The sequence below is a fragment of the Paenalcaligenes sp. Me52 genome (assembly GCF_050487965.1).
In the GTDB taxonomy this organism is placed as follows: domain Bacteria; phylum Pseudomonadota; class Gammaproteobacteria; order Burkholderiales; family Burkholderiaceae_B; genus Paenalcaligenes.
This window is the reverse complement of record NZ_JBKQFO010000001.1, coordinates 2281760-2294460: the sequence shown is the minus strand read 5'-3', so window position 1 is coordinate 2294460 and position 12701 is coordinate 2281760. Positions and strand designations below refer to the sequence as shown.

Below are 12701 nucleotides of genomic sequence, written 5' to 3'. Positions count from 1 at the left end.
CAGAGTAACGTTCTGTGATACAGCGGCTTTTTGTGTCTTGCTGCATTGCATATTATGATAGTGCGATGCATATGCTCACGTTGATTCTTAGTTCTGAGGTTCATACATGATTGCCATTTTAGAAGCCAAACGGGCTGGTTTGCTGGAACGTAAACACTGGTTGCCCAACATCGTGGCGGGGATCATTGTGGGGATCGTGGCGCTACCCTTGGCAATGGCATTTGCGATTGCATCAGGAGTGAAGCCAGAACAAGGTATTTATACGGCTATTATTGCCGGTTTGGCTGTATCGCTTTTTGGCGGTAGTCGGGTACAGATTGCAGGGCCTACTGGTGCCTTTATCGTGATCCTGTCGGGTGTGGTCGCCCAGCATGGCATAGATGGTTTGCAAATTGCCACTTTGATGGCCGGCGTCATGCTGCTCATCCTTGGTTTCACGCGTATGGGGGCGGTGATTAAATTCATTCCAGCGCCTGTGATTGTGGGATTTACCGCAGGGATTGGGATCATCATTTGGGTAGGGCAGTGGAAAGACTTCTTCGGGTTGCCTACGCCTGATTCCAATGCCATGTTTCATGAACAGCTTTGGTTTTTAGTGCAAAGCCTACCGTCGTTAAGTGTCACCACTACTTTGCTGGCGCTGCTGTCTTTGTTTTTGGTGATTATTACCCCGCGTATCAAACGTATGGAGCGCGTGCCAGGCCCGCTGGTCGCGTTAGTTGTGGCTAGCTTGATTCAAGCCGTTTTTCAGTTCGAGTCAGTGGCGACCATTGGTTCGGCTTTTGGTGAAATTCCTAGAGGCTTACCGGGCTTTCAATTACCTGAAATTACGCTCAACAGAGTATTGGATTTAGTGGGGCCTGCTTTTGCGATTGCTATGCTAGGGGCGATTGAGTCCTTGTTGTCTGCCGTGGTAGCTGACAACATGAGCCATACACGCCACAACTCGAACCAAGAGCTGGTGGGGCAAGGTCTTGCTAACGTTTTAGCACCGTTGTTTGGCGGTATTGCAGCAACTGGTGCAATCGCTCGTACTGCTACCAATATACGTAACGGTGGCACCAGCCCTATCGCCGGCATTGTGCACGTGTTGGTATTGGTTTTAGTGCTGCTAGTGTTGGCCCCTTTGGCGGTATACATTCCATTAGCCAGTTTGGCGGCCATCTTGTTTATGGTGGCGTGGAATATGAGCCAACCTAAAACGGTGTATGCGCTGGTGCGTGAAGCGCCTTGGGCGGATGTTTTTATCTTGGTGGTGACACTGCTGATCACGGTATTTGCCAACTTGGTGGTAGCCGTGAATATAGGGGTGGTGTTGGCGATGCTGCACTTCCTCAAACGTATGTCAGATAGTGTGTCCGTAGAAAAGATAGAGAAAAAACGTTTACATGGTTTGGTGGGGCCAGAGCTGCTGTCTCAATACAATAGCGATGAAGAAATTAAGGTGCTGTCGGTTGAGGGGCCGTTCTTCTATGCGGGTGTAGATGTATTTGAGCGCCGTATAGAGAACCTGAAGCCAGTGCCAAAGGTGCTGCTTTTGCGTATGCGCTATGTGCCTTTTATGGACGGTACAGCATTGCAGGTGTTAGAAAAAACTATTCTAGATCTACAGCGTTTAGATTGCCGTGTGGTGATGTCAGAGCTAAACCCGCATTTACGTAGGCAAATAGCCAGAGCCGGGTTGCTGCGTAAGGTACGCCAACAACTCTTGTTTGAAACCGTAGAGCAGGCACTGCAAGCGGCACATGAAACCTTGCAGGAAAAAGAGACAGTGAGTGCAGAGGTGGAGTCTACTGACTAATTCCGCTAGACAATATAAAAAGGCAGGCGTGATGCCTGCCTTTTTTGTGGCTGATGATATCGCTTTAGCTACAAGCCGTTTATATCTAGGCGGTATTCTTTGTCTTTACCGCGCGTTCTTCGATCGTGTTAACACTTAGGAAACGCGTCGTGAGTAGCGTAGTGTAAAACCTTGGTCTGTCATGCTGAAATACCGTATGGCATCCATCCAGCCCAATAGCACGGCCAGCGGCGGGTAAATGGCACACAGTAATATATACAGTATCCCACTACCGTACTTACCTAGATAGAAACGGTGCACGCCTAACCAGCCTAAGAAGAACGCCAGCAAAATAGCGGTTTTACGCTGAGAGGGTTCGTGTTCGCCTTTTTCTTTGTCGCGACGGCTTAACCAGTAATAAGCGGGAACGGTCAGGATAAGTGCAAGCACCACTTTAAAGGGTTGGGCACTGACGTAATTGGCAGTGAGCACATAGAGGTCATTAACGTTCTGCACTAATGAGCCTGTTAGCCAACTAATCCAACTAAAAAATGACGCGAGAATACTTTCGCCAAAGCTTAGCGCAAGTAGGATCACGAGAAATAGGGCGATAGCGACGAGGATTTTCTGAAGCATAAGCAAATATATAGTTAGAGGGTTCGCGTACGGCGTACCGCTTGCTCCCAGTGTTCAAATCGTTGGGCGCGTTCACTTGCCGAGGTACGGGGGGAAAAGCGCCTATCAATGCGCCAGTGTTGACTAAGCTCTGCTTGAGAACTAAACAGCCCACACCCCAAGCCAGCTAAATAGGCTGCACCTAATGCTGTGGTCTCTATCATGGCGGGGCGTACCACATCTATGCCCAGTAAATCAGCCTGTAGTTGCATCAACATATTGTTGCTGCAGGCACCACCATCTACCCGTAACTCTTTCAGCACAATAGCATTTTTCTGTGCGTCATGAAGCATTGCTTGCAGTAACGCTGTGCTTTGAAATGCAATACTTTCTAAAGCTGCATAGGCAATGTGCGCCATAGAGGTGTTGCGGGTAAGCCCCGTGATACTGCCACGAGCATCGGGGTCCCAATAAGGGGCGCCTAAGCCGGTGAAAGCGGGGACGAGAATCACGCCGTCAGAATCAGAAACTGTTTCGGCAAGCGCTTCTACCTCATGGCTAGCGGAAATGGCTTTTAGACCATCGCGTAACCACTGCACCACAGCGCCACCAATAAATACACTACCTTCTAGTGCGTACTGTGCTGAGCCGGAAGCAGGCTGAGCGGCTTGCGTGCACAGTAGCCCATGTTCAGAGTTCAGTGCGTGGTGGCCGGTGTGCATCAGCATGAAGCAGCCTGTGCCGTAGGTGTTTTTCACCATACCGGCTTCAAATCCAGCTTGTCCAAATAGAGCTGCTTGCTGATCGCCTGCAACGCCTCTAATAGGAATGGCTGTACCTAGTAAGGCCGGATCAGTGTGGCCAAAGTCATCGCTGGATGCGCGTACGGTAGGCAGCAGGGCAGGAGGGATATCAAAGAGTTGCAGTAATGTAGTGTCCCAGGTTTGGGTATGTATATTGAATAGCATGGTGCGTGATGCATTACTGACATCACTTAGGTGTTGTTGACCGCCTGTGAGTTTCCAAACTAGCCAGCTATCTACCGTACCAAAGGCCAGTTCGCCTTTTTCTGCTCTAAGGCGAGCGTTTGGCACGTTATCGAGAATCCAACGCAGTTTAGTTGCCGAAAAGTAGGGATCTAAACGTAACCCTGTGCGAGCCTGAACCTCATCTTCTTTGTCTGCGTCCAGCAATTCCTGGCATAAGGGTTGAGTGCGCCGGTCTTGCCAGACAATGGCGGGGTATATGGGTTCACCCGTGTGCTTATCCCATACCAGTGTGGTTTCGCGCTGGTTAGCTATACCTATAGCGGCAATCTGTGAGGCTGAAATTCCACTTTCTTTCAGTACACGGGTAGCAGTCGCTAACTGTGATTCCCAAATGGCCAATGGGTCATGTTCCACCCAACCTGACTGAGGGAAGTGTTGGGCAAACTCTTGCTGCGCTTGAGCAACGCAACGACCTTCTCTATCAAACAAGATACTTCTAGAGCTGGAAGTACCTTGGTCTAGGGCAAGTATGTAAGTCATGGTCCTAAGAGGTGCCGCTTCTTGATAAAAGGGCTTTTATCATACGGCCGTACTAGGTTTTGTGCCATGCGTAGGTGATCTTGCGGTTGTTTCTAGTCTAGAGCGTAGTTGAGAAGAGATTGGGAATGGCAAGTAAATAGGGGCGGGTGAAGTCATTACGCATAAATCGAATATGAAATGTACATACATGCATGAACCACATAAACGAATGTAACAAAAAAATGCAAAATCAAGTGTTGTATCTACTGGTGAGTGTAATGTTATGTTGCTTTTATTACATCGAAATGTAAATTTACTGACATTGTTTGATTTTTGTCATGCTCAGAGCGGGCTTGCAAGTAGGACTTTTCATTGGCTTCTGTTAATATTCGTTAAGAGTTATACGTAAAACGCATAATGTGAAGCTCAATTATTAGACTTTTATGTATAAAGTCCGAAAATTTGCGATTTTATGTATTGTTTGATTGCTTTTGTTTCGGTTTATTGTTTTTTGTTACTTTTCTGATAATGTTTTTGTTGTGTCAGAAATGTGTCATTTGTTGTTTTAGCAAGGGAAGGCGCCATGTCCGTCACGGAAAACACGTTGTTAAGCGATATTCAGGAAGTAAATCTGTCTTATCTCATGCTGGCGCAGCGCCTCTTGCGTGAAAATTTTGCGGCAGGCATGTATAGATTAGGTTTTGACGCAGATGTGGCTGAAACTGTGTTGCGTCTGTCGCCTGCCCAATTGGTCAAGTTGTCTGCCTCCAATACCTTGTTGTGCGCATTCAGACTGAATGACTACGAGTTGCTGTCCACCTTGACTCAAGATGTATTGGGTGGCGTGCTGCAGCAAGCTCACTCTACGATTTTGCTTTCCCAGCGCACAATGGTAAGTGCCTAATATTTTCAGGTAGTGGTGTATGGCTACGCGCAGTGTTGCTAAAGAAGCTGAAGACATAGGCTTGGCAACAGAAATGATCAAACTGGGGGCAAGGTTGCAAGTGTTGCAAGCTGAAACCTCCTTGAGTTACGACAGGTTGGCTAGGTTATACCGTGAGGTTAGAGGGTGTTCTCCTCCCAAAGGTATGCTGCCGTTTTCGGTAGATTGGTTTATGACATGGCTGCCCAACATACATTCCAGTATGTTTTACAGTGTCTACCGTTATATGGATGTGGTTACTCCAGCTCGTAAAGCGCAGGCGTTGGTTGAGGGGTACCGCATCTATCTGGAACAGGCGAATGCTGGTCGTGATGGGATAGACCCTGACGAAGAGCCTGTGCTCAGTTTTACGCGTGCATGGATGCTCTTGCGGTTTTTTGAAAGTGGCATGGTGCAGTTGTCTACCTGCGAACAATGCGCGGGGCAGTTTGTGGCACATGCTCACGATCCGGCTGCTGGTTTTGTGTGCGCTATCTGTAGACCACCTCCACGGGCGGGGAAGACCCAAGCTAAACGAGCTCGCAAAACGACAGCGAGCAAAAGTGCTACTAAACCTACAGCATCACTCTAAGCGATAGTGCTCAAGCGCTTTCTCATTTTTATGAGAAGGCGCTTTTTGCGTCGCTAAGTGCAGGATTCTGAAAAGTTTACTGTGCTGAATGGATGAAATGCCCATAAAAAACCCGTCTTAAAGGCGCTTTCCCTAGTAGGGATTAAGGCGATCATAAGAGGGATACACTAATTTAAAGGCGTACCGTGTTCATACTGCTTGGCTATCTTATTGTCTTTTTCTCAGTATTCGGCAGCTATGTGGCGCTGGGTGGGCACCTGGGCGCCCTGTACCAGCCCTTTGAGTTGTTACTGATCGGTGGAGCTGCTTTAGGCTCTTATATTGCGGCGGGAAGCGGCAAGTCGTTCAAGCTCATGATGGGGGCTATTCCTACCGCTATGAAGCGTACTCCGTATAGCAAAGCGTTGTATATGGAGTTGATGGGGCTGCTGTATGTATTGCTGAATAAGGCGCGACGTGATGGACTGATGTCTATTGAGGGGGATATTGAAGACCCTACACAAAGCGCTATTTTTACGGCTTACCCATCAGTCATGAAGGAAAAAGAGCTGATTGTATTTGTGTCGGACTATATGCGACTGATGATCAGCGGCAACATGAGTTCCTTTGAAATTGAGACCTTGATGGATCAAGAAATCGAGGCTTTTATTGCTGAGCGCAATACCCCCGGACGCGCCATGCACGTCGTGGCTGATGCACTACCAGCGTTTGGTATTGTGGCGGCGGTGTTAGGTGTGATTAAGGCCTTGGCATCGGTAGATCAACCGCCTGCTGTGTTGGCTGATTTGATTTCCAAAGCGATGGTAGGGACATTCCTGGGTATTTTGATGGCCTATGGTTTTGTGTCGCCTTTTGCTAGCGTGATTGAGCGACGTACCGAAGCTGCTGCCAAAGTATTGGAGTGCATCAAAGTTACGTTGTTAGCGAACCTGAATGGTTACCCTCCGCAACTGGCCGTAGAGTTCGGCCGTAAAGTGCTGTACGCCACAGACAGACCTTCTTTTGCCGAGTTGGAAGAGCACGTACGTCAATCCCGTAGTACTGCGAACAAACAGGGCTGATCATGAGTGCGTCCAGACCAGACCGTATTGTTGTACGGCGTAAGAAAGTCGTTGAGTCACAGCACCACGGCGGTAGTTGGAAGATTGCCTATGCCGACTTCGTGACCGCGATGATGGCATTTTTCTTGGTGATGTGGATTCTGTCGCTGATTCCACGCGAAGAGCTGCAAACCATTGCCGAGTATTTCCGTATGCCATTGGCCGAAGCGGTGTCTGGCGGGATGCGTTCTGATGCGTCGCGCTCTGTCATTCCAGGCGGGAATCCCAGTGTGATTCCTAGTGTGATGCCTTTGAATGGTGCCGATCCTGATAGTCATCGTCGTGATATAGAGCGCTTAGAAGACTTGCGCCAAGAGTTGCTAGATGTCATTGATAGTGACGCTATTTTGAATGAGTTTAAAGATCAATTACTGATAGACATGACACCAGATGGTCTGCGCATACAGATCATTGATAAACAAAATCGCCCTATGTTCATGCTGGGTAGTGCCACGGTAGAACCGTATATGCGCAGTATTTTGCGTGCGCTAAGCGGCCCATTAAATGCCTTGCCTAACCGTATACAAGTAGCGGGTCACACCGACTCTTTCCAATACGCACGTGGCGAGCGGGAATACTCCAACTGGGAACTGTCGGCAGACAGGGCTAATGCGGCCAGACGTGAATTGGTAGCTGGTGGCTTGGGGGAATCCAAAATCAAACAAATGCTGGGTTTGGCCGACACCATTAGTTTAGTTAAAGATAATCCGGCTGCAGCCGTAAATCGACGTATCAGTATTGTCGTATTGAATCGGAGAGCCGAGCAAAGGCTAGACACTCAGAATCAGTATGAAGACGTAGGACACGATCTGCAAAGTCTGATTAAAGCTGGCGAAACAATGGTGCCAGAAATTGCAGGTCCGTTTTACGACCCCTGATGTAGTTCAAGCAGTGCAATGACTACTCTTGTTCGGACCCTATTTCTACGAAGGAATCACGCATGAGCTCCGGCGTTGATTTAAGCCAGTTTTTTGAGACGTTTTTTGATGAAGCAGATGAACTGCTGACAGACATGGAAAGCTTGCTGCTGGAGCTCAATCTTGAGAATCCAGACATAGACAAGCTGAACGGCATTTTCCGTGCCGCCCATTCTATCAAAGGGGGAGCCGGCACCTTTGGCTGCTTTGGTCACTTAGCTGAGACCACCCATTTACTAGAGAATTTGCTGGATTTGGTGCGCAACGGTGAAATGTCCTTGCGTAAGGAAATGATTGATTTATTTCTTGAGACTAAGGATGTGTTGACGGATCAAGTAGCAGCCTACCGTCAGGAAGAAGAGCCTGATGAAGAAGCCTATCAGCGCATTTGTGCTCAGTTGCGTCAATTGGCTGAAGAGCACAAGAACGGTGCGGCACCAACTGCGGTGGCTCCTGCCGCAACGCCAGCTGCTCCTGTAGTTGCTGAGCCAGCTAGTGCTGCGGCAGCTCAGGCTGACCAAAGTCTGCCGTTGTGCGTGCGTGTACAGCGTAGTAGCGCCAAAGATATTGCTGTACTGAAAGACGAAATGGCCATTATGGGTGACGTGCTACATGAGCAAAGCACAGACACCGATTTAGCAGTGTGGTTGCAAACCACCGCCAGTGCTGATGACCTGATCGCTGTATGTTGCTTCGTGGTGAACGAAGACCAAGTGAGCGTGCAGCGAGAGGCTTTGCCTGCCGCTAATGCTGTTCCAATGAATGTAGAGGCGCAGGTAGAAGAGCCCGTAGTAGCTCCAGTTGTGGAAGAAAAACCGGCGGAGCCAGCTCCAGCAGCAGAAGCAACCGAAACCAAACCTGCACCAGCAGCTAAAGCTAAAAGTAACGCTAGCAATAATGCCCGTAGCGAATCCAGCACCATCCGCGTTGGGGTTGAGCGAGTAGACCAAATTATTAACTTGGTGGGTGAACTGGTTATTACTCAAGCGATGTTGGTGCAAACCGCATCCACCTTGGATCCAGTGGTACACGATAGATTAATCAACGGCATTGAGCAGTTAGAGCGTAATGCTCGTGATTTGCAAGAGTCCGTGATGTCTATACGCATGATGCCAATGGATTACGTATTTAGTCGCTTCCCACGCGTAGTACGCGAGAACGCTGCTAGGCTGGATAAACAAATACGTTTGGTGACCAAAGGGCAAAGTACTGAGCTAGATAAAAGTTTGATTGAGCGCATCATTGACCCGCTTACTCACTTGGTGCGTAACAGTATTGACCACGGTATAGAAACACCAGAAAAACGTGAAGCAGCAGGCAAGAGCCGTGAAGGTACGCTGACGCTGTCTGCTCAACATCAGGGTGGTCATATCATCATTGAAGTGATTGATGATGGTGGTGGTCTGAACCGCGAAAAAATCCTCAAAAAGGCGATGGCCCAAGGCTTAGTCAGCAATGAAAACATTCCTGATGAAGAGTTGTGGCAGTTGCTGTTTGCACCCGGTTTCTCTACAGCAGAAAAAGTGACCGACATTTCCGGTCGCGGTGTGGGTATGGACGTGGTGCGTCGAAATATCCAGAGTATGGGCGGGCACGTACAAATGTTCTCGCGTGAGGGCAATGGCACCACAACACGTATCGTGTTGCCACTGACCTTGGCCATTCTGGATGGTATGTCGGTGCAAGTGGGTAATGAGACCTTCATCCTGCCGCTGAGCCATGTGACCGAGTCCATGCAGCCTACCACTGAACAGTTGCGCCAATTGTCCAACGACGACCATGTGATCCATGTTCGTGGGGAATATCTACCTGTGATTTCTTTGGGGGATATTTTCTCTGTGGAAGGTGCAGAAACCGATATGACCAAAGCCATTGCCGTCATTCTACAAGCTGAAGACATGCGCTTTGCCTTGTTGGTGGATCACCTTATTGGTCAGCACCAAGTGGTGGTGAAAAACCTAGAAGCTAATTACAGAAAAATACCGGGTATTTCTGCGGCCACCATTTTGGGGGATGGCAGTGTTGCCCTGATCGTAGATGTTTTTGCCTTGCACCGACTAACGCGTGACCGTGTTGGTTCGCTGAGCTAAAGAAATTTCAGTACGGAGTACACATGTCGACTATAGAAAGCAAACACGATAATCAGAACGAAGGTGCGGGTAAGGAGTATCTGGTTTTTATCCTTGCACAGCAAGAGTACGGTATTGATATTCTGAAAGTGCAGGAAATCCGCGGGTATGACGCTCAAAGCGTGACACGTATTGCGAACGTGCCTTCCTTTATCAAAGGGGTGACAAATCTACGCGGGGTCATCGTACCTATCGTGGATTTGCGCATCAAATTCAATCTGGATGAAGTGAGTTACGACCACCAGACCGTGGTAGTGATTCTGAACTTGGGCTCCAGAGTCGTAGGCGTAGTGGTAGATGGCGTATCAGACGTACTGGTTTTGCAAAACTCGCAAATCAGTGATGCGCCACAGTTTGGTACCGCTTTTTCTACCGAATACTTGACTGGCATTGGCACATTGGATGAGCGCATGCTGATTCTGGTGGATATAGAGAAACTGATGACCAGCGATGAAATGGCGCTAATGGATAGCGCATTGGTGTAACGCCCACACGAGTTTCTGGATAAAAAGCAAAAAAGAGGAGATGTATATGCTGAAAAGGTTAGGGCTTGCTAATTTGAAAGTACGGACCAGTTTATTGCTGGTGATGTTTTTCTTTATGGTGATGTTGTTGGCCGGTGCGGCATTAGGCATTTTCTCTTTACGTGCTAATAACCAGGCGTTGGACGTGATTGTGACCAATCAAAAGGCCAATGAGTTTCTGAATCGCAGTATAGGTTTTTATAAAGATACGCAGACGGCATTGGGTAGGGCGTCGGCAGCGTATCTTTCCAATCAAAACAATCAGAGCTACACCACAACGAGTGAGTGGGTGAGTGGCACAGATGGGGCAGCACGTAAGCTGGATGACAACACGATACGGTTATTAAACCGCGTGGATATGGACTATCAGCGCACCAAAATGGCGTTTGATGAGTTCAAAGAGTATTCCAGCGAATTTGAAGATACGAATAACGCGTATGTGCCAGTATTTGCTAGCTTCGAGAAGTTGCTAGAAGCGATTCCGCCCTTGTTGGATTTAGTTAAACAAGGGCGCATGGAAGAGTTTCGTGTGCATCTGGCCATTCTGGCATCGGGTGCAGAGTCTGACATGTATTATGCCGCTGAACGTTTGCAGCAGTTCCAGCAAGCTTACATCGATGAAAGTTTTGAGAAAGAAGAAAAGCAGTACGACCTAGTTATTCAGTTGGTGGGTGTAGCTCTGGCGTTGTGCGTACTGATTTGTTTGGGCGTGTATGTGTTCTTGCGCAGTATGGTGCTAACACCTTTGCGTACGGCCAAAGAGCACTTTGATCGTATTGCTAGTGGTGATTTAACGCAGCGCATTGAAGTCACGTCAGATAACGAAATTGGTGTACTAAGCGAAGCTGTGCGCCGCATGCAAGATAGCTTGCGGAAAATGGTGCAGGCCGTACGTGATGGTGTGCATGCTATTGAGCAGGGCTCGCAAGAAATCTTCCAAGGCAATACGGATTTAAGTAGCCGTACTGAGCAACAAGCAGCAGCCTTGCAAGAAACAGCAGCCAGCATGGAAGAGTTGTCTAGCACGGTACGTCAGAATGCGGAGAACGCACAGCAAGCTGATCGCGTCACACACGATGCGGCGGCTGTCGCTGAGCGCGGTGGTGACGCCGTATCCAAAGTGGTAGATACGATGAATGACATCGCGGCAAGTTCCAATGAAATTGCCAATATCGTGAATGTGATTGATGGTATTGCGTTCCAAACCAATATCTTGGCACTGAACGCGGCAGTGGAAGCTGCTCGCGCAGGTGAGCAAGGTAGAGGTTTTGCAGTGGTGGCAGGCGAAGTACGTTCTTTGGCGCAGCGCAGTGCGCAGGCGGCCAGAGAGGTCAAAGTCCTGATCGAAGGCTCATTGCAAAAAGTGAGTGTAGGTGCACGACAGGTAGACGATGCTGGCGGCATCATGCAAGAAGTGGTGGGTTCAGTGCGCGGTATTACCGTGTTGATGGACGAAATTTCTTCGGCGTCGCATGAGCAGTCAGAGGGTATTGATCAAGTGAATCAAGCAGTATCCCAAATGGATGCTGTGGTACAGCAAAATGCGGCATTGGTAGAACAAGCTGCAGCGGCAGCAGGTTCACTACAAAGTCAGGCAGCGCAACTGATGGAAGTAGTGGCCGCATTTAAGATTAATTCGGGCGAAATAATTGAAATGCAGGCAGATGAGCTGGGATATGACTACGACGAATACGAAGCCGTGTCCTCAGTGCGTCCTCAGGTGCTGGCGACTTAGTATTAGAGGCTTATGACTCATCTTACGTCGGAATCTTTTGTCTACTCCTTGCCGGTGATACCGCAAGCGACAAGGGATGACTTCACTCGTACGGCCCGCATGCTTAAAGAGCGAGCGGGCATTGTGCTGGGCGAGCACAAAGAAGATATGGTGGCCCGTAGTTTAGGGCTTGAGGCCAAGAGTTTGGCCGTAACGGAAGTGCGCCAGTATTTGGATTTTCTGGAGCATAACCCTAGAGCCCCTGAGTGGGAGCGGTTTGTAAATACCTTCACTATCAACCACACGGCTTTTTTTAGAGAAAGCCATCACTTTGGTACGTTGGCTGAGTTTGTGAAAAAGCGCAGTAAACCGTTGTCGGTGTGGTGTGCGGCAGCCTCTACGGGCGAAGAGGTATACACCATTGCCATGGTATTGCAGGAGAACGTCAGCAACGCAGATGTTAGCTGTAGTTTGTTGGCGTCTGATATTGATACACAGGCGCTAGTACGTGCTCAAGAGGGCGTGTACTCGCAGGATAGAGTGCAACCCGTAGAGGATCATTTGCTGAGAAAGTATTTTCAGCGCGGAGTAGGTAAGCGTGCGGGCATGGTGAGAGTGAAGCCTGTGTTACGCAATATGGTGGATTTCAGAATGATTAATCTGGTGTCTGCCGAAAACTGGCCTACAGACCAAAGTTTTGATGTGGTGTTCTGTAGGAACACCATGATTTATTTCGAAAAAGAAACGCAAAGCAAACTGTTGGATAAGTTTGCTCAGGTGATGAAGCCAGGGGCTTTGTTATTTGTTGGGCATTCGGAAAATATTTCTCATTTGAGCAAGGCATTCCGTTTACAGGGACAAACCGTTTACGTGCGCGTGTAATGACAAAGCGCATGCGGC

General features: G+C 48.7%; 11 protein-coding genes. 9 read left to right on the top strand and 2 right to left on the bottom strand.

The genetic code is table 11. The features are described 5' to 3' along the window. Nucleotides 1–106: 106 nt before the first annotated feature. Nucleotides 107–1801, top strand: a complete 1695-nt coding sequence (locus tag ACLO87_RS10860) for a SulP family inorganic anion transporter (protein WP_430223665.1) — start codon at nt 107–109, stop codon at nt 1799–1801. A gap of 135 nt (nt 1802–1936) precedes the next feature. Here ACLO87_RS10860 and ACLO87_RS10855 read toward each other — a convergent pair whose 3' ends face one another. Both ACLO87_RS10855 and glpK read right to left on the bottom strand, forming a co-directional pair. Next, nucleotides 1937–2416 carry a TM2 domain-containing protein gene (locus tag ACLO87_RS10855; RefSeq protein WP_135865622.1) on the bottom strand — a complete coding sequence of 160 codons (480 nt, stop codon included), beginning with the start codon at nt 2414–2416 and terminating at the stop codon, nt 1937–1939. A gap of 14 nt (nt 2417–2430) precedes the next feature. Then, the gene (glpK, locus tag ACLO87_RS10850) at nt 2431–3924 is read right to left on the bottom strand and encodes a glycerol kinase GlpK (RefSeq protein ID WP_430223664.1); all 1494 of its coding nucleotides are present in this window, start codon (nt 3922–3924) and stop codon (nt 2431–2433) included. A 562-nt stretch (nt 3925–4486) separates the two neighbouring features. On the opposite strand from glpK, the gene flhD reads away from it, so the two are divergent. From flhD to ACLO87_RS10810, 8 genes are all read left to right on the top strand, one after another. Next, the gene (gene flhD / locus ACLO87_RS10845; RefSeq protein ID WP_166408342.1) at nt 4487–4807 is read left to right on the top strand and encodes a flagellar transcriptional regulator FlhD; all 321 of its coding nucleotides are present in this window, start codon (nt 4487–4489) and stop codon (nt 4805–4807) included. 19 nt (nt 4808–4826) lie between these two features. Next, nucleotides 4827–5417, top strand: coding sequence for a flagellar transcriptional regulator FlhC (flhC, locus tag ACLO87_RS10840; protein WP_135867233.1), 591 nt, complete (start codon nt 4827–4829; stop codon nt 5415–5417). A 185-nt stretch (nt 5418–5602) separates the two neighbouring features. Beyond that, the gene (motA, locus tag ACLO87_RS10835; protein ID WP_135866874.1) at nt 5603–6478 is read left to right on the top strand and encodes a flagellar motor stator protein MotA; all 876 of its coding nucleotides are present in this window, start codon (nt 5603–5605) and stop codon (nt 6476–6478) included. Nucleotides 6479–6480: 2 nt separating this feature from the next. Then, entirely contained in the window at nt 6481–7395 is a 915-nt protein-coding gene (gene motB, locus ACLO87_RS10830) for a flagellar motor protein MotB (protein ID WP_135866872.1), read from the top strand. A 62-nt stretch (nt 7396–7457) separates the two neighbouring features. Beyond that, on the top strand, nt 7458–9524 hold the full coding sequence (cheA, locus tag ACLO87_RS10825; protein ID WP_430223663.1) for a chemotaxis protein CheA: 2067 nt from the start codon (nt 7458–7460) through the stop codon (nt 9522–9524). 23 nt (nt 9525–9547) lie between these two features. Beyond that, nucleotides 9548–10048, top strand: a complete 501-nt coding sequence (locus ACLO87_RS10820) for a chemotaxis protein CheW (RefSeq protein ID WP_135862107.1) — start codon at nt 9548–9550, stop codon at nt 10046–10048. A gap of 46 nt (nt 10049–10094) precedes the next feature. Next, entirely contained in the window at nt 10095–11822 is a 1728-nt protein-coding gene (locus tag ACLO87_RS10815) for a methyl-accepting chemotaxis protein (RefSeq protein WP_135862104.1), read from the top strand. A 12-nt stretch (nt 11823–11834) separates the two neighbouring features. Then, nucleotides 11835–12683 (top strand): CheR family methyltransferase, encoded by an 849-nt coding sequence (locus tag ACLO87_RS10810; RefSeq protein ID WP_135862103.1) that lies wholly within the window; start codon nt 11835–11837, stop codon nt 12681–12683. The last annotated feature ends 18 nt before the right edge of the window (nt 12684–12701 follow it).

Excerpts from the sequence above, each read along its gene's own strand:
- ACLO87_RS10860 (WP_430223665.1), top strand. The coding sequence starts at position 107 with ATGATTGCCATTTTAGAAGCCAAACGGGCTGGTTTGCTGGAACGTAAA.
- ACLO87_RS10855 (WP_135865622.1), bottom strand. The coding sequence starts at position 2,416 with ATGCTTCAGAAAATCCTCGTCGCTATCGCCCTATTTCTCGTGATCCTA.
- glpK (WP_430223664.1), bottom strand. The coding sequence starts at position 3,924 with ATGACTTACATACTTGCCCTAGACCAAGGTACTTCCAGCTCTAGAAGT.
- flhD (WP_166408342.1), top strand. The coding sequence starts at position 4,487 with ATGTCCGTCACGGAAAACACGTTGTTAAGCGATATTCAGGAAGTAAAT.
- flhC (WP_135867233.1), top strand. The coding sequence starts at position 4,827 with ATGGCTACGCGCAGTGTTGCTAAAGAAGCTGAAGACATAGGCTTGGCA.
- motB (WP_135866872.1), top strand. The coding sequence starts at position 6,481 with ATGAGTGCGTCCAGACCAGACCGTATTGTTGTACGGCGTAAGAAAGTC.
- cheA (WP_430223663.1), top strand. The coding sequence starts at position 7,458 with ATGAGCTCCGGCGTTGATTTAAGCCAGTTTTTTGAGACGTTTTTTGAT.
- ACLO87_RS10820 (WP_135862107.1), top strand. The coding sequence starts at position 9,548 with ATGTCGACTATAGAAAGCAAACACGATAATCAGAACGAAGGTGCGGGT.
- ACLO87_RS10815 (WP_135862104.1), top strand. The coding sequence starts at position 10,095 with ATGCTGAAAAGGTTAGGGCTTGCTAATTTGAAAGTACGGACCAGTTTA.
- ACLO87_RS10810 (WP_135862103.1), top strand. The coding sequence starts at position 11,835 with ATGACTCATCTTACGTCGGAATCTTTTGTCTACTCCTTGCCGGTGATA.